Below are 23,758 nucleotides of genomic sequence, written 5' to 3' on the forward strand. Positions count from 1 at the left end.
AGGTGTGGTTGATTTCCCCTCCAGATGCTCGCTTTCCGCGGGGCGGGCGGTGAGCTCACCTGTCCCGCTGCTCCCGCAGGAGTCTCGCACTTGCGCTCCAATCAACGTAAAATCGTTTCGTTTTAAAAACAACAATCTTTACGAAAAGAGCCTAAAAAAAGAGTTGGTTTTATAAAAGTGACCTATGGAAACACTATCATTATCATCATAAAGGGAGGTCTATCTACTTGAGTGCGAAAGAGAATGCTTTGTCCATACTGGCTCTGGGCGGAGTGAATGAAATCGGTAAAAACATGTACGTGGTTCAATATGCTAACGATCTCGTCATCATTGATTGTGGGGCTAAGTTTCCTGATGAAAGTTTATTAGGAGTCGATTTGATCATTCCCGATATTTCCTTTCTTCAGGAAAATAAGGAGAAGATCCGCGCTTTAATTGTGACTCATGGGCATGAAGACCATATTGGCGGGATCCCTTATTTCCTGAAAAAATTGAATGTACCCATTTATGCCACACGTTTAACACTTGGTTTGATTGAATTGAAATTAAAAGAACATAGCCTTTTGGCTGATACGGAATTAATCCAGATCGATTCGGATTCAAGGTTGGAATTCGGGGAGATGGTTCTGGACTTTTTCAAAACGAATCATAGTATACCCGATTGCCTTGGAGTCACCATGCATACGCCTGAAGGCACGGTCGTTCATACAGGGGACTTTAAGTTTGACTTGACTCCCATGAATGATCAGTATCCCGATATCCATAAAATGGCCAAAATCGGGAGTGAAGGTGTACTGGTTTTATTATCTGAAAGCACGAACGCAGAACGTCCCGGCTCAAGCCCCTCTGAGCATCTGGTTGGCAGCCATATTGAAGAAGCCTTCATGCAGGCAAAACGGAAAGTCATTCTTTCGACCTTCGCTTCAAATGTCAATCGCGTTCAACAAGTTGTGAACGCTGCACAGAAGACAAACCGGAAACTCGCCCTGATTGGACGAAGCATGGTGAACGTCGTATCCGTTGCCATTGAACGCGGCTACCTCGAGGTACCTGATGGGATGCTTATCCAACCGCAAGAAGTGGATAAATATGCTCCTGAAAGGGTCGCGGTTTTATGTACAGGAAGTCAAGGAGAGCCATTTGCTGCACTTTCCCGGCTTTCCAGTTCGAATTATCGGGATATGAGTATATTGCCTGATGATACAGTGATTCTTGCCTCCACTCCAATACCCGGAAATGAACGGGATGTTTCACGCATCATCGACAACCTGTTTCAACTTGGCGCCAAAGTCATTTACGGTTCTGGGACAGTAACGGGCATGCATGTTTCCGGACATGCCTATCAGGAAGAATTAAAGCTCATGCTTACCCTGATGAAACCGAAGTATTTCATACCGATTCACGGTGAGTATCGGATGTTGCACCAGCATCGATTGCTAGCTGAGTCTGTCGGGGTGGAGAAGGACCACACTTTCATCATCAATAACGGCGATGTGGTGGATATTGAAAACTCCGTTGCCCGTCAAACGAGAAAGGTCATTGCAGGCAATACCTTTGTTGATGGTGTTGGCGTTGGTGATGTTGGGGAAATCGTTCTGCGGGACCGTAAGCAGCTTTCCGAAGATGGAATGCTCGTGATCGTCATAACACTAAGCAAGACGGAAAGAAAAATAGTATCGGGTCCCGATACCATTTCCCGGGGATTTGTTTATGTTCAAAATTCCGAGGACCTCCTTAGGCATGTGAACCGTCTTGTCACGAAAACGGTCAACGACTTACAAAGTGAAAAAATATACCGCTGGAACGTCATCAAGCAAACCATAAAGAAGGAACTGGGGCAATACCTCTATACTCAAACTAAGAAAAAACCAATGATCCTTCCGATCATCATTGAGGTTTAGCGCCAAATCGAAAGCACACAAAAAGGAACTCGATTCGAGTTCCTTTTTTTCAATCGAGCCCTGATTTACCCGCTTTTGCGGCCATCGCCTTATTCTTATTCCAAACCTTGAACTTCATGAAAACGGCGGCAAGACCGATGATCACGATGAATAAAAGGCTGATGAAGAACCCTGGACGTATCTCTTTTTCAAGCAGGGTGCCACTTACGGCGGCCAAAATTAACAGAAGCCCGAAAACGGCCGTAATCTTACTCCAAATCTTATTTTCCAAGATTTTAAAAGAAGAGAGAATGATGAATGCCCAGTTATACAAAAGTAATATCCCAGCTGATGTCGTAATGTATTCATAAATCTTGCCTGGCAGGAGCAAGGCAGTGATGATTGATCCTAAAAGTCCCAAGGCTCCAAGACCGAGTGAGGGCAGTGGAAGATCCTTGAATTTCTTGATCTTTTGCATGAATAATGCGGGTGCATTCCCATCATCGGAGAGGGTTACCAATAGATTGGTTACACCAAATAGTGAAGCGGTCATCGTCGAGAAACCGGCAATGATGATCGCACCGTTAAAAACGTGCGGGAAAAATGCCAGGTGATAACTGTCCAATGCCGAAACGAATGGGCTTTCTTTTTCACTGAATGCCCCTAATGAAATCATGGTTACGGCTAACCCCAATGAAATCACATATATGATGGTAAGAACAAAGAGCATGATAGTCCCTGCCTTAGGCGCATCTTCCTTCTTTTTAAGCTGCATCGCCATCAGTCCAATGACCTCAATTCCGCCAAATGCATAAAAGGCATAGATAAGCGATGTCCAAAACCCTTTTAGCCCTTTTGGAAATAATTCATTGAACTTATTCGGAAATGAGGGCGGTTTCCCTCCATCAAGACCAAACCAGCCGAAAACGGCACATATTGCAATAATGATAAACATGACGATCGCTGCCGTCTTAATTATCGCAAGTATGTTTTCCACTCTGTCGAACCCTTTTGTTCCCAGCAATACCACCACGATCGAAACAATGGCAAAACCGGATGCAAATAGCCACAGCGGGACCTTCGGAAACCAAAATTGTGATAATAACGAAAGCGCAGTAAGCTGGCTTCCCATGATCAATATATTGGAGGACCAATAATTCCAGCCACAGCTAAAGCCAGCCCATCGTCCAAATGCTTTATTGGCATAATAACAAAAAGAACCCTCTTGAGGATCGGCAGCCGTCATCTTAGCTAGCAGATTATAAACGATGTAAGTACCTAGTGCAGCCAATATAAATGAAAATACAATGGATGGCCCAGTCGTTTTAATCCCTATGGCCGAACCGAGGAAATACCCTGTCCCGATCGTACAGCCAACACCGACCAATGATAACTGCCACCATTTCATATCGCCTTGTTGTGCACCAGATTCTGCGGAATTTTGAGCAGCCTTCCCTTTAGCTGAACGGCAATTGGCTTTTGTTGTCATAGCATTACCCCCTTCCATCATTCATAGTGTTGTTAATGCCACAATGAATTATGTAAGGAAGAAATTTACCAAATGGTTAATCAAGTATTCGAATAAGAATTGAAGCACTGTGATACGACGGCAGAAATGCCTTGATAAGCGCCGATAAAGATAAGCCAGGGATGATGGAAATAGCCATTAAGCTTTTTTCATTTAGGTTCTTTTCGTAAAGATTGTTGTTTTTAAAAACTAAAACGTTGATTGGAGCGCAAGTGCGAGACTCCTGCGGGAGCAGCGGGACCTTGGTAAATAGCAACAAAGTATGTGAAAACAGCCTTCATAAAAACATGCAAAATCCAATGCAGCTACAAAAAGACCAAGAAAAATCATCCAGCTATAGATGAAAAGTACAAAAAAAGCCGTTGGAAAGACCGGCTTTTTCGGAGAAATTATTAGGAGGCAGCAGCTTCTTTTTTGTCTGAACTAATGAATTTCCAAACAATCAGGACGATTCCTACACCAATGATCCCTGTAATGATATAGCTCAAATTGAGATGATTTTTCATGACAAGGGACATGACCGGAGGGCCTGCCGCAACTCCGATGAACCTAGATGACATGTAGAAAGAGGTTATCGTCCCACGCTGTTCCTTTTTTATATTTTGAGTGATGATTGCGTCTAGTGTCGGCAATAACGCACCAATTGCTATGCCCGCCAAACTTGTTACGAGTAATAATAGGAAAACTTTATTTTTTGTAAAACCGACAAATACAAGGCTGATTGAAAGGACAATCAAACTAATCATGATGATCTTTTTCATGATTGGCAATTCGCCCTTGATTTTCTTCCCGGCAACATAAGAAGACACACAAAGGAAAAATAGCGGGATCGCTATCACTAAACCTTTTTTGATTCCATGCAAATCATGGATTTTTTCCAAATTATCAGACAAAAAGAAAAGAACACCGAATAAAACCAACATGACAAATACACCAATCAGGAAAACTGTATATAACCATTTTCCTTCCTGTTTGAATATTTTTTTCGTATCATTCCAAAATTCATTGAATTTCTTCGGATCATCCTTTTCCTTTGGTACCTTTATAAAGAAAAAGACCAAGACAATAGATATTAAACTGAAGAATGAAATCGAGAAGAATGGTAAAAACCAGATAAATGCAGCAAACAGGGAACCCAATATTGGACTAAGCACTTTCCCAAATGTATTCGAGGTTTCTATGATACCCAGACAAGCACTCGTTTTTTCATCATCATCCTTGTATAAATCCCCCACAAGAGGCAAAATGATGGGCGAGGCACCAGACGCCCCAATCCCCTGCAATACCCTCCCAATGATGATCCATGTATAGGGATTTTCCATTTTCCATGATGCATAACCTGCGACCAAGCCACCAATGAGGGCTAGGATCAGACTTGGCAGGATCACCATCTTCCGTCCGAATCGATCTGATAAATAACCTGCTATGGGAATTAAAAAAATGGATGCAACGGAATAGCTTGTTATCACCATGCTTGATTGAAATGAAGATATCCCCACCTTATCCTCGAAAATGGGCAAAACCGGAATAAGCATTGAATTTCCAAGCGTCATCACCAATGGAATCGATGCCATACTGATCAGGCACCACACGCTTACATCTTTACTTTGCTTCTCATGACCCTCCATACTTACACTCCTCATCCATTATAAAAGCCACTAATTGCATAAAAGGTAACCATTCGTGAAATCAATATGTGTTTTGCATCATTTTTTAGATGTCTTAAATTATTATGTTATAGCTTTGAAAGATTTATTCAGTAGCGCATTAACCAAAATTACCCCTTTTGACCTTTAAAACAAAAAAAACTACTGTATAACAATGGCTTTCTCTTTTTTCACAATGACTGGTAAGCGCAAACCGGACCATGATTCACCATGTCCACACTAAAAGGGCTAAAAAGGTGGTACAAGTCCAATTGTTTGAATACATTCAAATAAGCGAAGATGTATTAAACGATGAGGTGATGAATTGGGCGTTTTTTTCAGCTATATATTATTAGGTTTATCACTGGCGGCTCCTATCGGTCCCATAAACGCTGCTCAATTGGACAAAGGAATCAAGAAGGGTTTTTGGCATGCCTGGATTTTTGGATGGGGTGCCATTTTAGCAGATCTTGTTTTTATAGCCCTCGTCTTTTTCGGTGTCGTCCACTTTTTGGACAACTCCTTCATGAAGACATTTTTATGGCTTTTTGGATTTTTCGTCCTGACCTATACCGGGATCGAAAGTCTGCTAAGTGCAGGCAAGATTGAAGTGAATGCACGAAAAGCGAAAGACTCCCTTTTTTCTTCATTTCTGACAGGCTTCATCATGTCCCTTTCGAATCCTTTATCCATTTTGTTTTGGCTGGGCATTTATGGATCCATTCTCGCAAACTCCGCATCAAAATATGATATGGATCATTTACTTTTTTACAGTTCAGGGATCCTTGTCGGCCTCTTGATCTGGGATTTCGCAATGGCCATCATCGCCAGCACTTTCAGACGCTTTTTATCCAAACCCATTCTAATAGGCATCTCGATCATTTCGGGTATATCCCTTATAGGGATTGGCATTTACTTTGCCATCCAAGCAGCCAAGGTTTTATTTACATAAGCATTTACTGGAAGAGTTCGTATAGAAAAGACAGCCGATTTATTCGGCTGTCTTTTTTTATCCAAACCTAATCCAAGGGACATATACTCGTGAATTATGTGCATTTACTCGTGAGTTTTGTGCATTTACTCGTGAGTTTTGTGCATTTACTCGTGAGTTTCGCGCATTTACTCGTGAGTTCCGGATTAAGCTGCTTTTTTTGTTAGATGCTGCGTTCTTTTATTTGCTGGACCATTTTCTTGATGAACGTTTCTATTGCGACATTTTCAACCTCTTGTTCCCCGTATTTCCGGACATTCACTTCATTTTCTTTCTCTTCTTTATCTCCAAGAACCAGCATATATGGGATTTTCCCCATCTGTGCTTCCCTGACTTTATATCCGAGCTTTTCATTCCGATCATCAATTTTCACTCTTATGCCTTGATTCTTCATTTCTTTTTGAACCTTTAAGCAATAATTCAAATGAACTTGTGAGACAGGGATGATCTGTACTTGCACCGGGGCGAGCCATACTGGAAAAGCACCTGCAAAGTGTTCTATCAGGATTCCGAAAAAGCGATCGATCGATCCAAAAATGGCACGATGAATGACGACTGGACGAACTTTTTCATTATTTTCATCGATGTAAGTTAGATCAAATTTGTCGGGCATTTGAAAATCAAGTTGGATTGTTGCACATTGATGGCTTCGTTTTAAAGCATCTTTAATATGAAAATCAATTTTCGGTCCATAAAATGCCCCGTCCCCTTCATTTACTTGATAATGTATCCCGATGCTTTCCAGAACATTTTTCAAGGCTGTTTCAGAAGCTTCCCAAAGGGAATCATCACCCATTGAATCCTCTGGGCGCGTCGAGAGCTCCACGGAATACTCGAATCCAAAAGTGCGGTACACCTTATCGATCAGATGAAACACTTGTTTAATTTCACTTTCGATTTGATCCTGCCGAACAAAGATGTGGGCATCATCCTGACAAAATGTACGGACACGCAGCATCCCGTTCAATGCCCCGCTATATTCATGACGGTGGACTTGACCGAATTCGGCCATCCGAATGGGTAAATCCCTGTAAGAATAAAGACTGTTTTTAAAAATGAGCATATGACCCGGACAGTTCATTGGCTTCATCGCGAATTTTGTTTGATCCACCTCAGTGAAGTACATATTCTCATGGTAATGATCCCAGTGACCCGATTGTTCCCATAACCGCTGGTTCATCATGAAAGGAGTCCGAACTTCGTCGTAATCAGCTTCAGTCTGAAGCTCCCGCGAGAATTTCTCCAATTCATTTCTAACGATTTGCCCTTTCGGTAAATAAAACGGCATTCCAGGGGCTTCCTCCGAAAACATGAATAGTTCCAACTGCTTTCCTAATTTACGGTGATCGCGTTTGGCCGCCTCTTCCAGGAATTCAAAGTGTTCCCGTAGATCCTTTTTCTTTCGGAATGCCACGCCATACACCCTTTGAAGAACTTCATTTTGATTGTCTCCCCGCCAATAGGCACCAGATACACGAGTCAATTTGAACGATTTTACAAATGATGTGGATGGAAGGTGCGGCCCTCTGCAAAGATCGACAAATTCCCCCTGTTGATAGATCGTTAATTTTTCACCATTAGGGATGCTCTTTGCAATATCCAACTTGAATGACTCCCCTCTGCCCTCGAATAACTTCACAGCTTCTTCATAAGTCACTTCGACCCTTTTTATTTCCAGATTTTCACTTATGATATGTTCCATCTCTTTTTCAATAGCTTGTAGATCTTCTGGACTCAAAGGATGGTCTAACTTAAAATCATAGTAAAAACCATCTTCCACGACTGGCCCCATTCCTAATTCCACATTTCGGTACAATCTTTTCACTGCCTGTGCCAAAACATGCGCTGCTGTATGTCGTAATACTTGTAATCCTTCATCCGAATCCAGAGTCAAGATCGACAATTCGGCATCCTCATTCAGCTTGTGACATAGATCAACCAGTTGCTTATCCAGGTTTCCTGCCACTGCCTTTTTCCTTAAACTTGAACTGATGGACCCTGCCACACCTTCCACTGTCATCCCAAGCGGATATTCCTTTTGCTGCCCATCCGGGAATTGAACTTTAATCATTTTTTCACCCATCACATAAACACCCCTTTTTAAGTAATAAAAAACGCACTCATCCCTAAGTAAGGGACGAGTGCGTTTATACCCGTGATTCCACCCAATTTCCCATAAGCAAGTAACACTCATGGCTCTGGAGCTTGTAACGCAGCTTAGACGATATCAGTTACTCTTGTTCACCGATATAGCTCAAAGGCGGTAAATCAGTTTCCTAAGCCAGGAAGTTTGCAGCTAACCCTTCCCTCTCTGTAGACCGTAAAAATGTTTCATGTCCTTATCAATGCTTCTAAAATGTAATGGATTTTTATATTGTTATATATATTACAATATATTCCCATAAGTGACAACCTCAATTTTATAATTCTCAGATTCTTGACCTGGATGAAAAATTAATCAAAATGAAAAACCCGTTCGCCATGACGGTTTTTTTGATTGATTCAATCTTCATCGGCTATCGTTAGACGTGAATTCTTTATTCTAAGCCATAGCGTAAGTCCAGTGATCCAGAGAATTAGCGCGCATCCAAAGCCGAGCAAAGATAACGGTGCAAGGATTTGATGCTCCCCAAACATGACAGTGTCTGGCAAAATAATCAATGTGATAAGCGCCAATAAACAAAGAAGCACTCCTGTTGCATAGTAAACCTTGATTTGGAAAAGTGACGCCAAAGGTAAAAAATGAATCCCTACAATAATGGCGATGACCCCTGGTATAAGCTCGGTCTGATTGATCAAGTTACAGATGACAATGGCAATCCCAATCAGCAAACCTTCGGCAATGAAGACCATATTAAACAAAAATCCGATACGCTTCAGACGCCTAGCCCCATTTTCTGAAACTTGATTGGACATTTTTTGTGATGCATGAATTAATGAAATGCCGCCGATAACCATTATGATTCCCACGAAGATGGCTGCGAGTTCCACGTAGGGAAACCCCCACCCCTGCAATCCCATTACACCTGTACCTGCCCACAGTGTACCGAAGACCGCCATGAAAATGACTCCAATTCCAGAACCGCGATACGCCTCTTTCATTCTCAGTTTCCTTTCATCCACAGTAATAAAAGTACATAGAATAATAGTATTGCTTACCCTCCCCAATTATTCAGCTATAAAAACTGATTCATTGCAAAAATTTCCATGATGTGAATTTTAATGGATAATTACCGCTTTCATCGATATAACTGGATTTTCGGAGATATATTCCTATTTTCGGAGATATAATCTTGTTTTCGGAGATATATTCCTATTTTCGGAGATATAATCTTGTTTTCGGAGATATAATTCTACTTCCGTTAGATATCGTCTAATTAGTGTTCATAAAAAAACCTGAGTCCCAAAGGGATTTCAGGTTTTTATCTATTCATATCAAGCCACATCTGATTTATCAAATTGACAATCTTTTAATGATATTAATTTGGTCTTGTGATAAATCTTGTACCCTGACCAGATCGCCAGGAATATCGGTAATCCGATATAGGAGACAGCGACGCCATACCAGTCGATGCTGCCGCTTAGGAATGCTTGATAATTCTGCCCGGCAATGACTCCCATGCAAAGGACGAATGATAGGATCGGACCGAGTGGAAACCATTTTGCTTTATATTTCAATTCGTTCAGGTCACCACCCTGTGCAACATAGGCAAGTCTAAAGCGATAATGGCTGATGGCGATTCCAATCCAGGCGATGAAGCCGGTTAGCCCGGATGCATTCAATAGCCATGTAAATACATGGTCCCCAAAAATGGAGGTCAAGAAGGCGAGTCCGCCAATTAATGTCGTTAGAATCAAAGCATTCATTGGGATTCCCCTGCGATTGACTTTGGCAAGGAATTGGGGAGCTTGTTTATCTTTCGCCATCGACCATAACATCCGCGTTGATGCATATAGTCCAGAGTTCCCTGCGGATAGTAAGGAAGTCAACACGACTGCATTCATGACGGATGCCGCGAATGCAAGTCCTGCCCGTTCAAAGACAAGTGTGAAAGGGCTTACAGAAATGTTTTCGACGTCCCCGTTCAGCAAACTTGGACTTGTATACGGAATCAAGAGGCCGAGTATCAGGATGGCTCCGATGTAAAATAATAGGATGCGCCAAAATACTTGGCGGATCGCATTCGGAACATTTTTTTCGGGATTCTCACTTTCCCCGGCAGCAATCCCAACCAGCTCCGTGCCTTGAAAAGAAAATCCCGCGATAAGAAAGATTGAGATGATCGATAAAAATCCTCCCTTGAATGGTGCCTCGTCCATGGTGAAGTTTTCAAATCCAATCACCTTTCCGCCAAAAACCCCAAATATGGTCAATAAACCAATAATGATGAAACAAATGATGGCAATGACTTTTATTAAGGCAAACCAATATTCAGATTCACCATAGCTTTTAATGGATAGGGCGTTGAGGGTGAAGACGATTCCAAGAAATAATCCACTCCATATAAGGCTGGGTACATCAGGGAGCCAGAATTTCATGATGATGGCTGCAGCAGCTATTTCCACGGCAAGGGTGACAGCCCAGTTAAACCAATAATTCCAGCCAAGTGCAAAGCCGAATGCGGGATCAACAAAGCGTGTGGCATAGGTGGAAAATGATCCCGACACAGGCATATATGTCGCCATTTCCCCTAAGCTCGTCATAAGGAAATACACCATGATTCCAATGCAGGCATAGGCAACAAGGGCACCGCCGGGGCCTGCGCTCTGGATGGTTGCCCCGCTTGCCAGGAATAATCCGGTTCCTATTGAACCTCCAATGGCAATCATGGTCATATGCCTTGCTTTCAGTTTCCTTTTAACTGTCGGTTCTTGATTATCAATGAGATTCATGTCCATATGGTTCCTACCTCATTTTCTTTTAAAGTTAAAAGTTCAAGAAATATAAGAGTTTTTAACAACCGCTTTGTGAAAGTCTTAATAGTTCGCTTCACTTGCTGGGATCCTATTCAGTTTAATTGCCATTGCCTGGTATCGTCTCCCTATTCCCGGTCTGGGTGACTCCATCCTGCTCAGGCTCCATTCCACACCATTGAATTAATGTTAGGGCAATGATTTCGGCCGTGGAGAACACGTTGTCGAGCAGGATGTATTCATTTGGATAGTGTGCAACCTCGGTTACTCCTGGTCCGAAAACGATTGCAGGCGTTTCACCGACATGTGTCAGCAATCCCCCATCCGTTCCCCAAGGGGAGGCCTCAATGACAGGGTCCTGCCCGGCCACTTGCCGATATTGATGAACAAGCGCATTCATCAGTTCATGCTCTACATCAATTGCTCCTGGAACCCAGCGTGCCCCGAACCACTCCAATACGGGCGGGTTTTCCTTGAACCATTGGTCCACTTCCACCAGCTGCAATAACCAGGACGCCATTTCATCCTTCGCCTGCTCCATCGTTTCCTCCGGCGCAACGCCCATCCTTCCTTCGATTTTCACAAGGTCAGGGACGGATGACGGCCAATTGCCGCCTTCAATGACACCTAGATTGATAGGTATCGGAATAGGCGTGTTCTGATAAAGCGGATCACTGACACGTGCATTTCGCTTTTCTTCCAAGGCACGAATATGATTGATGACGGTCATGCTTTTTTCTATCGCACTAACGCCTTCATATCTTGTTCCGCCATGGGCTGACCGTCCTTTGACATGGATTCGGAACCACATCGAACCCTGCTGTTTCGGGAAGATCCTCATATTCGTCGGTTCAGGGATCAGGGCGGCATCTGCTTTATATCCCCTCAGGACGGCTGCCAGTGTTCCGGCCCCGCCGCTTTCTTCTTCAATCACACTTTGAAAAATGACATCTCCTTTTAATTGGATGCCACTTTCCTTCAATGCCTGCATCGCAAGGATCAGCGATACATTTCCACCCTTCATATCGGTTACACCCCGACCAAACATTCTTCCATTTTTAATCGCTCCACTATATGGATCGTCGTCCCACTGATCCCGGTCACCATCAGGAACCACATCGATGTGTCCGTTCAATATGATGGAACGTCCGCCGCCAGTCCCTTTCATGATACCTACCACATTGGGGCTGTTGGAAAATTCACTGCGCGGAGAATAGAAATAAGAATGCTTTTTCAGCTCGCTGCCGTCCGGTTCCCAACTATCGATTTGCAAACCCATTTCCTGCAGCTTTTGGGCGACGATGGCCTGTGCCCCTGCTTCATTTCCTTGCGTACTTGGAGCTTGTACCATTCTTTGCAGTAGGTTTGTTCCTTCTTCCCGATGATCCTTGATCCATTGGTTTATCCGTTTTTTAATATCCGGCACATTTATCCCTCCTTAATCTTGAATGCATATTATCGACTTATTCAATCGTGTTGACGGCAGCATGGATTTTCAATGTCGCCTCTGTATTCCTTATCACATCATCGACGGTATATGGCGCCATGACTTCCTTCAGCACCAATCCCTCTTCTGTAACTTCCATGACAGCCATATCCGTAATGATTAAATCCACGCTCTGCCTCGCCGTCAATGGGAGCGTACATGCCTTCAATATCTTCGATTCACCCTGCTTATTCACGTGATTCATCAGGACGATCACCTTTTTCGCTTTCTGGGCAAGCTCCATTGCCCCGCCCATACCTGGCACCCGCTTTCCTGGGACGATCCAATTCGCCAAATCCCCTTTTTCACTGACCTCCAGGGCTCCAAGGATGGTGATGTCGATGTATCCTTTCCTGATCATTCCAAAAGCTGTCGCACTGTCAAAATAGGAAGCTCCCATTACAGTGGTGATCGGGAACCCTCCTGCATTACAGAGGGCAGGATCTTCTTGCCCGGGATCAGGACTTGGCCCTGTACCGAGAACTCCATTTTCCGCATGGAACAGCACATGAATATCTTGAGGTATATGGTCGGCCACCAAGGTAGGGATGCCGATGCCTAAATTGACGATCAATCCGTCATGGATTTCCTTGGCGGCGCGTTTCGCGATGCGATTTCGTACATCTACTGCCATGCCCATTTCCAATTCACCCCTTTTGTCGGAATCACCATATCTACATAAATGCCCGGTGTAGCAATACATTCCGGATCCAATTCGCCTACAGGAACGATTTCCTCCACTTCCGCAATCGTGAATGTTCCTGCCATCGCCACTAGCGGATTGAAGTTACATGCAGTCTTATCGTACACTAAATTCCCCAGCGAATCTGCCTTTTTGGCATGGACGATGCTGACTTCAGCCGTCAAAGCGGTTTCCACCAAGTATTCTTTTCCTTCTATCACCATCTTGTCCTTGCCTTCTTCGGCTATCGTACCAATCCCGACATCGACAAAAATCCCGCCTAAGCCTACACCGCCAGCACGAATCCGTTCGGCTAATGTCCCTTGCGGTGAAAATTCCACCTGCAGCTTTCCTTCAGTCATGAGCCTGCCGGCATTAGGGTTTGAACCGATATGCGAGGCGATCACTTTCTTTGCCCTTTCAGCAGTCACAAGCCGCCCAATGCCGATGTCAGGGAATCCAGTATCATTGCCAATCAAGGTCAATTCCTTAACGCCCTTGTCAAGAATACCCTGTACGAGCGTCGGAGGAGTCCCCACTCCGCCAAACCCGCCATACATGAGTGTGCATCCATCGGAAATATGCTCCAATGCTTCTTCCATGGTCACAATTTTGTTTTTCTTCGTAATGACCTGCTTCATAACGTTCCTCCTAAATAGCCTGCATGTCCTCAATCAAACCTTCCGTGTGCAATTCTTGCTGCAACTCTTCGAGGGAAGCTTCCAGTATCTTGACGAGGGTATCGATTTCTTCATTAGTAATGATTAATGGCGGAGATATGATAACCGCATCGCCAGCGATTCCTTCAATCGCACCTGCAGCAGGATAGATCAACAGCCCCTTAGCAAAAGCCTTATTGACAAGCCTTGTAGTCAGGCCGATTTGCAAGTCGAATGGCGTTTTTGAAATCCGATTGGAGACAAACTCAAGCCCAAGGAGCAGCCCTTTCCCTCTTACATCACCAATGATGTCGAATTTTTCAGCCAATCCTTCCAGCCTCTTAAACAGATATTGACCTTTCTCTTCCGCTGCCTGAACCAGGCCATTTCGCTCAATGTAGGAAAGCACTTCCAATGAAACGGCTGCAGATAGAGGGTTTGCACTATATGTGTGTCCAGCCATGATTGATTTCGAACCTTTTAAAATGGGCTCCATGACACGGTCAGTAATCATCGTGGCTGCCATTGGTGTATAGCCGGCACTCATTCCTTTACCCAATGCGATGATATCCGGGGTGACTCCCCAGTGTTCCATTGCGAACATTTTTCCTGTTCGGCCGATTCCCGTCATTACCTCATCGGCGATAAAGAGAATGTCATAGGTTTCGCAGATCTCCTTAATCCTTTGATAGTAGCCATCCGGCGGTGTTACAGCACCAGCCGATGCCCCAATTATCGGTTCTGCGATGAAGGCTGCGATATTCTCGGAGCCGACCCTTTGAATAGCTGTCTCCAGTTCATCTGCACACTTAAGCTTGCATCCGGAAGTTTCATTATTATGAGGACAGCGATAGCAGTAGGGAGCAGATATGCTAGGGAAATCTTCCAATAGCGGCACAAAACGTTTTCTTCTTGGTACATGGCCTGACATCGATAATGCGCCCATCGTGATCCCGTGATAACTCGTCCACCTGGATATGATGCGATTTTTTCGCTCGAACCCTTTTTCTTGCCAATGTTGTATCGCGATCTTCATTGCCGTTTCGGTCGCTTCCGAGCCACTATTCACAAAAAATGACCAATTCAAATCCCCTGGAGCCAACTCACTCAGCTTTTTTGCCAAGGCCTCTGCGGCTCCACTCGTAAAATGAGACCTATATGCAAAGGAAACCTTGCGTGCCTGCTCCGTCATTGCCTCGACAACATCCAATACACCATGGCCTATACTTGCTGTGACCGCTCCTGATGAGCCGTCTATATACTGTTTTCCATCTATATCATAAAGGTAAATTCCATTCCCATGAGAGATAGTGGGATAATGTTGATCTAAAGTAGGTTTAATCAAATGATTCCGTTCCATTTCATCTCTCCTTTTTCACGTTCGTACACACTGCTCATTATCTATCAATCAATTAAGTTCTTAAAAGAAACCGATCTACCAACTAAAAGGTTCATCCTGAATCAGGATGGATTCGGTAGGGCAGCCTTCCATAGCATCTTGCATGTCATCATGCAGGATCTCAGGAACTTCGGCAATCCCCTGATTATCGTCCAAGATGACGAAAGCGATTCCTTGATCATCATAGTCATAAATCTCAGGACCAGTTGCACCGCATGCCCCGCATGCAATACAGGTTTCTTTATCAACCCATGTGTATTTAGCCATAGAAACAATCCTCCTACTTGACGGATAAATCTTTACCCCAAATATTCATATCCTCATACTTATCCCAAATATTGCAATTCTTCGTTAATCTGCCTCCATATTCATATCCCAGCTGATGAAAGACTGCGTTCATGCCCATTGACAATGATCGCGCCAATGAATAAGAGCAATAAATGTTTTTCCTGAACAATTCTTGTTCCAATGCGGAGATGAGCACCTTCATGAAACCATGCTTTCGATGTTCGGGAATCGTTGCACAGTCCGTCAATTCAGCATTGTGATACATCTCATTCACTTCAGCGGATGCAGCACTCACGATGGTTCCTTCATATTCGATTACACTAAAGATCGTGCCTTCCTCCATCACTTTCTTGATATATCGCTCATCATTCATCGGTGTAGGATAGGTTTCAAAAATGGCACCGTATAACTCCGCCAGCTCTTTTGCATCTTCAACCGTAGCAAACCGGAGGATATAGTCCTTAGGAATTTGCTGAGATTCCATTACCCTTGGAACCTTGCTTATCTCTTGGATGACTTTATCTTCCTTGACCCAAAAGTCGCTCGTTCGCCTTTCATCCGTTAAATAGAAGGCCATGCAATAGGCATCATTCCCTTTGAAATACTTGTTCAATATGCCTTCCAGCATGAATCCTTGACCCAATGCCGCTGATAAATCTTCATTTCTGGCCTTAAGTATCACTTTAGTGAAGCCCTGCTCCTTTGCGATGGCAAGGGCCCGATCGATCGCTTTTTTGACATTTCCCCGATAATCATCCATGCGTAAGCGCTGATTGGCATGATCATGATAGAGTTCCATCGTATAACAATCCCCAGTCTCCACTTGGGTGAAAAAAGGCAGCTTTTGAACAGGCATTACGTACCCCCCTTATTTAAAGAATTCGGGAGAAGAGATGCATATCATCCGCTTCTCCCGGCATTCTATTTCCAATTGAATAATTTTTTGACAGGTGCCTGAAGAAGCTGATCATACGTGAACTCATCAGGATATTCACTCACATCATATATAGACAAGGCTTCATCCACCTTTTGATTCATCGAATCGGACACATAGATTCCACACTCAGGACAGTTCACGGCTGGAACTTGAAGGACTTTTATCGAGCGTTTCCCGTCAGGCATGATCCAGTAACAATCCTTCTTTTCACTTTCTTCCACGTTCGGGGCGTTGCACCACAAGCAATCCATCTTCATTCCTCCTTGCCTTCGGATTTAACCGAGCCACTAACGGCCATGGCGCTCTTTTTTTCTTGGGCTAGCCTTAATTTTTCCTTCATCTCATCCCGTTTATCACGGCGGTCCTTCAAGGAAGCATGTTCCTCAGTGCTTTCATACGATTTTCTCTTGTCAAGACGACGAAGGCCCTCTGGCACCAAATTGAATTTCTCGTCCGTCATGAGAGCTGAAATCCCGACGGCTTCTTTCCTATCCGCCGTACCATACACTTCATCAAAGTAAGCATCCGCACTGCCGGCAACATAATTCTTCGGCTCCGGATAGCTTGTGATAACTCCTTCAAAGTTCCGTAAAACGACTTTATCCGGACTTTGCGAAAGAAGGTAATTCGGAGTCAGGGCAATCTTTCCGCCTCCGCCAGGAGCATCCACCACAAAGGTCGGCACTGCATATCCTGATGTATGGCCGCGCAGCGCTTCAATGATTTCCAGCCCTTTTGAAACCGGCGCCCGGAAATGGCCAATCCCTTCAGATAGATCACATTGATAAATGTAATAAGGTCTTACCCTTGCTTTTACACAGTCATGCATAAGCTTTTTCATGATATGTACACTATCGTTGATTCCAGCCAGGATGACTGCCTGATTACCAAGCGGCACGCCTGCCATCGACAGCATATCACATGCTTTTTTCGCTTCATCCGTCAGTTCAAGTGAATGATTGAAATGCGTATTCAACCAAACCGGATGATATTTTTTCAGAATGTTACATAAATTTTCCGTAATCCTCTGCGGGAAAACGACCGGTGCACGTGTTCCGATCCGAATGATTTCCACATGCGGGATGGCACGTAAGTTACTCAATACGTATTCAAGAATCTTATCATTGATCAGCAAACCATCTCCGCCAGAGATCAGCACGTCCCTTACTTCCGGAGTGTTCCGGATATATTCAATCGCCCCATCAAGCTGCTTCTTCGGGACACCCATGCCAACCTGACCTGAGAAACGGCGTCGCGTACAATATCTGCAGTACATGGAGCATTGGTTCGTTACAAGGAATAGAACGCGATCCGGATATCGATGCGTCAATCCCGGAACAGGGGAATCCTCATCCTCGTGCAGCGGATCCTCCAAATCATATCTAGTCTTGTTCATTTCTGCCGAAAGCGGTACCGACTGTAAACGAATCGGACAGCGAGGATCATCGGGATTCATCAATGAAGCATAATAAGGCGTAATGTTCAACGGAATCGTTTGAGTCGAAATCCGGACTCCTTCCTCTTCTTCAGGTGTGAGGTTGACGACCTTTTTCAGATCATCCAGTGTTTTAATCGTATTGGTCAATTGCCAGAGCCAATCATTCCACTGCTCTTCCGTTACATCCTTCCATAATTCGATATCATTATAATGCCTGCGTCCACCTAGGTATTCTTTATGTTTTACATCCATTCCCATCAAATTCATTTAAAATGCCCCCCTTATTCTAAAAGCTTATATATATACTCTCGCAAGAATGATGCCAACATGAATAACAAGGTAAACATAAGCAAAAGGGGGCAAACCGAGCTTAAAGTCGCAAGAAATCTTTCAATACGCATAATTTTTTGCAGCCAATTTCTTTGCGCCATGCGAAAAAAGAGGGTCTCTTTTCACAAGAGCCCTCTTCAAGTTACATGATCAAGAAAGTGGCAGCGTTTCCAAAAAACCTGAATTCACTTTGACTCCTTCGATCCCGCCGTATAAACTTTCTCAATACCGTACTTGTTTAACTTATATTGCAGCCCCTGTCTTTTAATATTGAGGGCTTCTGCCGTTTTGCTGATATTTCCGTTATATTTCTCGAACATTTTGATGATCATTTCCCTTTCCATTTCTTCAAGAACGACAGGTAAATCAATCTTGTCCTGCAATGGAGAAGGATGGCCCTGCGCATTTGCTGCAGCATAATTTCCTGAAGGGAAAAGATAAGCGGGAAGATGATGTTCATCGATCATGTCTTCCCCTGCGTCCATGACGTTAAAGGTCAACTCGATGGCATGTCCCAGTTCACGAATGTTCCCTGGCCATTGATATTGAAGAAGCCGCTGCATCGCCTTTTGACTGATCCCGCGCACTTCGGTAAAAAATGATTTGTTGAACTTTTGAATAAAGTGATTGACAATTTCCGGAATATCCGTTTTACGCTCCAAAAGAGAAGGCATTTGGACCGTCACGACATTCAGGCGGAAAAATAAATCCGAGCGAATGATTCCCCGCTCCAACGCCTCTTCTGGAGATATGTTCATCGCAGCAATGATCTTAACATTAACCTTCTGCTCCTTCGAACCTCCAACACGGCGCACCTCACCTTCCTGAAGCACTCGCAGCAATTTTGCCTGCAGACCGAGGTCGAGGCTATTCAGCTCATCAAGGAAAAGGGTTCCGCCATTCGCCTGTTCAAAAATGCCCATGCGATCCATCGCTCCGGTAAAAGCCCCTTTCGTCGTCCCAAACAGCAGACCCTCCATCAATTCCTTTGGAACAGCTGCACAGTTCTGCGCGATGAAAGGCTGATTTCGCTGAGCACTTACATTATGTATACTTTGGGCGACCAGTTCCTTCCCTGTCCCGGTGGGGCCATAAATCATGACTGGGGAATGTGTACGGGCCGCTTTTTTCGCCAATGAAATCGCTTGCTGAAAAGCAGGGCTACTACCAATCAAATCACTAAAATGATAGGACGCCGTCCCTTCAGGGAACTTGCTTTTCTTATGGGTCTCGACCAGCTGGGAACGCAAATCGACAATTTGGTCGTACATATTCATGACCTTCGTAATATCCTTTGCGATTTCCACTGCCCCTATAATTTCACCATCCTCATACAGAGGATACGTACTATTGATCGACGTTATTTTTTTCTCTTTTACATTGACATATGTTTGAATGGACTCAATCGTTTCATTGCCTTTTTCCAATGCTACATGCAGCGTACTGGATTCATCTGTCAATGAAGGATAAAGCTGAAAAATATTCTCCCCCAGCACCTGTTCACGATCAAGCCCGTCGATATGTGCCATCATTTCATTGTAGAATACCGTATCCCCATCCTTATTCACGATATGGACACCCACATTGATCACATTCAATATCCATTCAAATTGAGTGGAAAACTGATTTACTGAAGATTTCATTTCTTCATCTCCGTTCTCTGTCATTTGATAGAATCACCTGTAAATTATAGCATTTAATGGGAAACATTCATCTCTTTATTCTTATAAGATTAAAACTTCAACAGAAAGGCCATAGATTAATAAGTTCAAAAAAAAGGAATATCGCACCAAGCCAAGAAAATTAATATAAAGAAGAATTAAAATTAAGGGGTGAGTCGGATTTCAGACCGAAGCAAAGAAACGAAAATAGAAATTAAACCGTGGGAAGATACAGACCTTGAATTACTTTTTCAACTAAATGCCCCAGAAATGATGGAACACCTTGGCGGACCAGAAAATAGTGAACAAATCCTGAAACGCCATCAACGGTATCTACAGATTGGGGATAAGGGGTGCATGTTTAGCATCGACTCGTTTCCGGAGGCAGAGGCTGCCGGTTCCGTCGGCTACTGGCAAACAGTGTGGAATGATGAATATGTATACGAAATCGGCTGGAGCGTCCTCCCTTCCTTTCAAGGAAAAGGAATCGCATCTCAAGCCGTGAAGGCACTGATAGAGAAAGTCAAAGCCGAACGAAAATACAAATGCATTCACGCTTTCCCTTCGATCAATAATTCTGCATCAAACGCAATTTGCCGCAAGCTCGGCTTCAACCTCATCTCCGAATGTGAATTCGAATACCCGGCAGGGAGCTTTATGAGATGCAATGATTGGTGCTTGGAACTTGAATGAATTCTTTAGATGATTAGCGGACTCGTGCAGGACGGATTATTCCAGGGTAAGTCGAATCATGACGGTTTTAGGTGCATTATTTCCCGGGAAAGTCGAATTATTCCCAGGGCAGGACGGATTGCATCCTATCCGACAACATCCATATAGCCGGAACTGCTTAACGTGTCTGTCTAAAAGGATAATGAACCTGAATAGGAAGTTTTATATCTTAATGATGGTTAGGTTGATTCCCTGATTTTAAGTTTGGTAGGCAATTTAATAATGTCCCGCTTTAATTCCAAACCATCATTTAAATATTTTATTAATTCCATTACAGTGCGCTGTCCCAGTTCCATAATTGGTATATCGATTGTGGTTATGGTGGGGGTTGTGACTTGGCAAATCGATTGATTATCATAGCCAACTATAGCTAGGCATTCCGGTATTTTGTAGCCCAATGTAGTTGCCTTTTTAATAATTCCTGCTGCGACCTGATCATTTCCAGTAAATAAGGCAGTAGGCTTTTCTTTTAATTTTAATATTTCATCACAAATACGGAATCCATCTTCAATATTAAAACCATGTCCAAATAACCAATCTTCATTGTGTAGTAAATTATTATCCGCTAACGCTTTTAAAAACCCCTTTTTTCTTTGACCCTGAGCCTGACTATAAGAAGTATCGTAGCAAAAACCTATCTTCCTATGGCCTTTTTTTATTAAATGATTAACCGCTTTGTAAGTCGCTTCAAATTCGCCATAACCAATAATCGGTATAGAGGCGGAATGATGGTATTCATTACACAGTAAAATTGGGCCGTATTTCAAATAAGGCTTTATTACATTCCATTCATTTTCTAACGCTCCTAAAATAACTCCATCTACTTCTCTAATCTTTAATTTTTCCATAACATCCAATTCATTTTTCGAATCATAAAAGGTTTGAAAAATAAGAACTTTATAATCATTTTCCAACGCTGCCAGAGATACCCCTTTAACCAATTGGGCAAAGAATGGATGATCGAATCTTGGGACTGATAGTGCAATGGTTTGGGTTTTATTTGTCCTAAAATTCCGGGCAAGTGAACTTGGTGCATAATCAAGTTCTTCAATGACCTTTAAGATTTGTTCCCTTTTTTCTTTCGATACATATGGATGATTATTCAAGACTCTAGATACCGTTGTTTTAGAGACATTACATATCTTGGCTATCTCGCTAATTTTAGTCATTTGATCACATCCTTATAATAAGTGGTTGACATGTTATCGATTTCAGAAGTTATTATTAAACCGTTCCTCACATATCACATATTACCAAATTTTCCTGAGTTGCATTTTTACATGTTATTGAAGCGGATATTTTTAGCTAATGGAGGGTTGTTATGTTATTGAATAAAAAGGGCGGGTTTCAGTTACTGCCAAATGTTGAAGACCCAAAATACATTGTATTCTGTGATTTTGATGAAACCTATTATCCTCACTCCATGAGTCACGAGAGGCAGAAAGATTTATATGAACTTGAAAATTACTTAGAAGCAAAAAGTCATGATGAAGAACTTGTCTTTGGCTGGGTCACTGGAAGTAGTATCGAATCAATATTACATAAAATGGAGCAAGGTGGCTTCAGATTTTTCCCGCATTTTATTGCCAGTGACTTAGGTACCGAAATCACCTATTTCTCAGAAAATAATTTTTTGGAAAATGATCCAGATTGGCATTCACAGATTACTATCGAAGAATTTAATAAAAGGAAAGTCGATGAAATTTATCATGTTCTACATAACGGCAATATACCATTGATTCCTCAGACTCAAATGGGAAGTTCACGCTACAAAAGAAATTATTATTATCAAATACAACATGAATCCGTCGACAAGAAGAACTTGGCCACCATCCAAATGGTGGCCAAAGAGTATGGGATAGGGGTAAATATCAATCGTTGCAATCCCCTTGCCGGAGATCCAGAAGATAGTTATGATATAGACTTTATTCCATTAGGCACTGGAAAAAATGAAATTGTACGTTTTATGCTAGACAAATTCGCGCTGAGTCGGGAGCATGCCATTGCATTCGGGGATAGCGGCAATGATCTGCTCATGTTAAAAAGTGTTAAACATGGTTACCTGGTAGGGAATGCAACTCAAGAAGCGAAGGAAGCTCATCCTAAAATAGCGACAGGCACATACTCTAAAGGAATATTAAGAACTCTGCAATCCATAAGGGGAAGTATAAGTAGTGAGAAGTTGGAGCGCTTTTACCACAGCTTTAACTTCCTGCTAACGGTATGGTTTTTCTATCAAGCAAGCAATTCATCCCATGTTTCTTGACCTGCAAGCTTATCAGCGGAAATCTTGCTTGCCTTTTGGTATTGAAATAATGCCGCCTCTGTTTTTCCCCCGAATTCTCCGTCAAGGGGCCCGGGGTGAAACCCTTTCAAATAGAGCGCTGCTTGCAGGATCCATGTGATATTGCCAGCAGCTCCTTTTTTTAAGGTGACGGTTGCTGTCTTGGTTTTAGGTCCCCATTTTCCATCAACAATTAGCTTTTTATTGTATTGCTTATTCAGCTCTGTTTGTAAACCTTTTATTAAAGCCGATCGAGTTTTTGGACCATAAAACCCATCACCTTCAATATTCGCTTTATATCGGCTATTTAACGTTTTTTGTATCGAAATTATATGACTATCTCCTTTGCTGGTCTTCGGTATTTCAATTTTTTCTAATTTGAAGGTAAGGTGAGGTTCTTTTCCTGCTTGTAACAGTGCAAAAGATAACCCGCCTGTCATCTCCAAGTGGGGATAATCCTTGAATGAACTCCAATCCCCGCCCCATTTAAAACCTAAATCCTTGCCTATGGCAGCCACGCGCTGCCACTTTGAATCAACTGTCCATATCGCCCTCTTGCCATCATCACTCACAATGAAGAAATCAATGGCCAGTCCATAATTATGATAAGATTGCCCGGGTTTAGCGTTCGTCACAATAGGTTTAGCTAGATTGCTATAGCTTTTTCCATTGTAGCTGTAAACTCGTCCTTGACCATAAAGTGCGGCTTGTTCTTCCAAAGAGCGATGGCCCGCACTTATCTGTACAGTGATCCCTTCAGTATAAGCACGTTCCAACGTTTCCAATGCTGATGCCTTCACCACAGGGTTTATCCCTTTGCCCATCCTTTTCACTGATCGATCCAATAATGTTCGTAATGCTACCGTCAAAATGCAATCCCTCCTTTTAAGTTCCCATCAGGCT

At 43.1% G+C, this 23,758-nt stretch carries 19 protein-coding genes, 1 pseudogene and 1 other annotated feature; of the genes and pseudogenes, 4 read left to right on the forward strand and 16 right to left on the reverse strand.

The genetic code is table 11. The features are described from left to right. The first annotated feature begins 227 nt into the window (after window positions 1-227). Window positions 228-1,901, forward strand: coding sequence for a ribonuclease J (locus tag ACFVSH_RS03470; protein ID WP_387704885.1), 1,674 nt, complete (start codon window positions 228-230; stop codon window positions 1,899-1,901). Between the two features lie 49 nt (window positions 1,902-1,950). Here the strand turns inward: ACFVSH_RS03470 and ACFVSH_RS03475 are convergent, their stop codons facing one another. Both ACFVSH_RS03475 and ACFVSH_RS03480 read right to left on the reverse strand, forming a co-directional pair. Next, on the reverse strand, window positions 1,951-3,288 hold the full coding sequence (locus tag ACFVSH_RS03475; protein WP_387601017.1) for an amino acid permease: 1,338 nt from the start codon (window positions 3,286-3,288) through the stop codon (window positions 1,951-1,953). 512 nt (window positions 3,289-3,800) lie between these two features. Next, a complete protein-coding gene (locus ACFVSH_RS03480; protein WP_387704887.1) occupies window positions 3,801-5,036 on the reverse strand; it encodes an MFS transporter in 1,236 nt (411 codons plus the stop codon). Between the two features lie 343 nt (window positions 5,037-5,379). Between ACFVSH_RS03480 and ACFVSH_RS03485 the strand changes: the two genes are divergently transcribed. Further along, window positions 5,380-6,006: a LysE family transporter gene (locus tag ACFVSH_RS03485; protein ID WP_387600559.1), complete on the forward strand. Its 627-nt coding sequence runs from the start codon at window positions 5,380-5,382 to the stop codon at window positions 6,004-6,006. Between the two features lie 202 nt (window positions 6,007-6,208). On the opposite strand, the gene thrS is transcribed toward ACFVSH_RS03485, so the two are convergent. The 12 genes from thrS to ACFVSH_RS03545 form a co-directional block, all read right to left on the reverse strand. Then, a complete protein-coding gene (thrS, locus tag ACFVSH_RS03490) occupies window positions 6,209-8,116 on the reverse strand; it encodes a threonine--tRNA ligase (protein ID WP_387704939.1) in 1,908 nt (635 codons plus the stop codon). 59 nt (window positions 8,117-8,175) lie between these two features. Further along, window positions 8,176-8,400, reverse strand: a binding site (T-box leader). A gap of 147 nt (window positions 8,401-8,547) precedes the next feature. Then, window positions 8,548-9,147 carry a DUF7010 family protein gene (locus ACFVSH_RS03495; protein ID WP_387704889.1) on the reverse strand — a complete coding sequence of 200 codons (600 nt, stop codon included), beginning with the start codon at window positions 9,145-9,147 and terminating at the stop codon, window positions 8,548-8,550. A gap of 333 nt (window positions 9,148-9,480) precedes the next feature. After that, the gene (locus ACFVSH_RS03500; RefSeq protein WP_387600553.1) at window positions 9,481-10,944 is read right to left on the reverse strand and encodes an amino acid permease; all 1,464 of its coding nucleotides are present in this window, start codon (window positions 10,942-10,944) and stop codon (window positions 9,481-9,483) included. Between the two features lie 115 nt (window positions 10,945-11,059). Next, window positions 11,060-12,385 carry a peptidase gene (locus ACFVSH_RS03505; protein WP_387704891.1) on the reverse strand — a complete coding sequence of 442 codons (1,326 nt, stop codon included), beginning with the start codon at window positions 12,383-12,385 and terminating at the stop codon, window positions 11,060-11,062. A gap of 37 nt (window positions 12,386-12,422) precedes the next feature. After that, window positions 12,423-13,085, reverse strand: coding sequence for a 3-oxoacid CoA-transferase subunit B (locus tag ACFVSH_RS03510; protein WP_144528238.1), 663 nt, complete (start codon window positions 13,083-13,085; stop codon window positions 12,423-12,425). Then, window positions 13,070-13,768 (reverse strand): CoA transferase subunit A, encoded by a 699-nt coding sequence (locus ACFVSH_RS03515; RefSeq protein ID WP_387600546.1) that lies wholly within the window; start codon window positions 13,766-13,768, stop codon window positions 13,070-13,072. Before ACFVSH_RS03515 ends, ACFVSH_RS03510 begins: the two co-directional genes overlap by 16 nt. A gap of 10 nt (window positions 13,769-13,778) precedes the next feature. Next, window positions 13,779-15,146, reverse strand: coding sequence for an aspartate aminotransferase family protein (locus tag ACFVSH_RS03520; RefSeq protein WP_387600543.1), 1,368 nt, complete (start codon window positions 15,144-15,146; stop codon window positions 13,779-13,781). 75 nt (window positions 15,147-15,221) lie between these two features. Continuing rightward, window positions 15,222-15,452 (reverse strand): ferredoxin, encoded by a 231-nt coding sequence (locus ACFVSH_RS03525; RefSeq protein ID WP_076364212.1) that lies wholly within the window; start codon window positions 15,450-15,452, stop codon window positions 15,222-15,224. 13 nt (window positions 15,453-15,465) lie between these two features. Continuing rightward, window positions 15,466-16,329 carry a putative beta-lysine N-acetyltransferase gene (ablB, locus tag ACFVSH_RS03530; protein ID WP_387704893.1) on the reverse strand — a complete coding sequence of 288 codons (864 nt, stop codon included), beginning with the start codon at window positions 16,327-16,329 and terminating at the stop codon, window positions 15,466-15,468. Window positions 16,330-16,394: 65 nt separating this feature from the next. Continuing rightward, on the reverse strand, window positions 16,395-16,661 hold the full coding sequence (locus tag ACFVSH_RS03535; RefSeq protein WP_192206310.1) for a YokU family protein: 267 nt from the start codon (window positions 16,659-16,661) through the stop codon (window positions 16,395-16,397). Between the two features lie 2 nt (window positions 16,662-16,663). After that, complete coding sequence (kamA, locus tag ACFVSH_RS03540; RefSeq protein ID WP_387601011.1) at window positions 16,664-18,100, reverse strand: lysine 2,3-aminomutase; 1,437 nt, start codon at window positions 18,098-18,100, stop codon at window positions 16,664-16,666. A 263-nt stretch (window positions 18,101-18,363) separates the two neighbouring features. After that, complete coding sequence (locus tag ACFVSH_RS03545) at window positions 18,364-19,845, reverse strand: sigma-54 interaction domain-containing protein (protein WP_387600534.1); 1,482 nt, start codon at window positions 19,843-19,845, stop codon at window positions 18,364-18,366. A 174-nt stretch (window positions 19,846-20,019) separates the two neighbouring features. Here ACFVSH_RS03545 and ACFVSH_RS03550 point away from each other — a divergent pair, with 174 nt between their 5' ends. Beyond that, entirely contained in the window at window positions 20,020-20,532 is a 513-nt protein-coding gene (locus ACFVSH_RS03550; RefSeq protein ID WP_387601009.1) for a GNAT family N-acetyltransferase, read from the forward strand. 218 nt (window positions 20,533-20,750) lie between these two features. On the opposite strand, the gene ACFVSH_RS03555 is transcribed toward ACFVSH_RS03550, so the two are convergent. Then, window positions 20,751-21,740, reverse strand: a complete 990-nt coding sequence (locus tag ACFVSH_RS03555; protein WP_387704895.1) for a LacI family DNA-binding transcriptional regulator — start codon at window positions 21,738-21,740, stop codon at window positions 20,751-20,753. 152 nt (window positions 21,741-21,892) lie between these two features. On the opposite strand from ACFVSH_RS03555, the pseudogene ACFVSH_RS03560 reads away from it, so the two are divergent. After that, window positions 21,893-22,735, forward strand: a pseudogene (locus ACFVSH_RS03560) (HAD-IIB family hydrolase); the annotation flags it as partial. A 71-nt stretch (window positions 22,736-22,806) separates the two neighbouring features. Here the strand turns inward: ACFVSH_RS03560 and ACFVSH_RS03565 are convergent. Further along, the gene (locus ACFVSH_RS03565) at window positions 22,807-23,724 is read right to left on the reverse strand and encodes a peptidoglycan-binding protein (protein ID WP_387704897.1); all 918 of its coding nucleotides are present in this window, start codon (window positions 23,722-23,724) and stop codon (window positions 22,807-22,809) included. Between the last annotated feature and the right edge of the window lie 34 nt (window positions 23,725-23,758).

Origin of the sequence: Peribacillus sp. NPDC058002 (assembly GCF_042886655.1) — a bacterium.
Lineage (GTDB): Bacteria > Bacillota > Bacilli > Bacillales > DSM-1321 > Peribacillus > Peribacillus aracenensis.

Excerpts from the sequence above, each read along its gene's own strand:
- ACFVSH_RS03475 (WP_387601017.1), bottom strand. The coding sequence starts at position 3,288 with ATGAAATGGTGGCAGTTATCATTGGTCGGTGTTGGCTGTACGATCGGG.
- ACFVSH_RS03480 (WP_387704887.1), bottom strand. The coding sequence starts at position 5,036 with ATGGAGGGTCATGAGAAGCAAAGTAAAGATGTAAGCGTGTGGTGCCTG.
- thrS (WP_387704939.1), bottom strand. The coding sequence starts at position 8,116 with ATGATTAAAGTTCAATTCCCGGATGGGCAGCAAAAGGAATATCCGCTT.
- ACFVSH_RS03495 (WP_387704889.1), bottom strand. The coding sequence starts at position 9,147 with ATGAAAGAGGCGTATCGCGGTTCTGGAATTGGAGTCATTTTCATGGCG.
- ACFVSH_RS03500 (WP_387600553.1), bottom strand. The coding sequence starts at position 10,944 with ATGGACATGAATCTCATTGATAATCAAGAACCGACAGTTAAAAGGAAA.
- ACFVSH_RS03510 (WP_144528238.1), bottom strand. The coding sequence starts at position 13,085 with ATGGGCATGGCAGTAGATGTACGAAATCGCATCGCGAAACGCGCCGCC.
- ACFVSH_RS03515 (WP_387600546.1), bottom strand. The coding sequence starts at position 13,768 with ATGAAGCAGGTCATTACGAAGAAAAACAAAATTGTGACCATGGAAGAA.
- ACFVSH_RS03520 (WP_387600543.1), bottom strand. The coding sequence starts at position 15,146 with ATGGAACGGAATCATTTGATTAAACCTACTTTAGATCAACATTATCCC.
- ACFVSH_RS03525 (WP_076364212.1), bottom strand. The coding sequence starts at position 15,452 with ATGGCTAAATACACATGGGTTGATAAAGAAACCTGTATTGCATGCGGG.
- ablB (WP_387704893.1), bottom strand. The coding sequence starts at position 16,329 with ATGCCTGTTCAAAAGCTGCCTTTTTTCACCCAAGTGGAGACTGGGGAT.
- ACFVSH_RS03535 (WP_192206310.1), bottom strand. The coding sequence starts at position 16,661 with ATGGATTGCTTGTGGTGCAACGCCCCGAACGTGGAAGAAAGTGAAAAG.
- kamA (WP_387601011.1), bottom strand. The coding sequence starts at position 18,100 with ATGGATGTAAAACATAAAGAATACCTAGGTGGACGCAGGCATTATAAT.
- ACFVSH_RS03545 (WP_387600534.1), bottom strand. The coding sequence starts at position 19,845 with ATGACAGAGAACGGAGATGAAGAAATGAAATCTTCAGTAAATCAGTTT.
- ACFVSH_RS03555 (WP_387704895.1), bottom strand. The coding sequence starts at position 21,740 with ATGACTAAAATTAGCGAGATAGCCAAGATATGTAATGTCTCTAAAACA.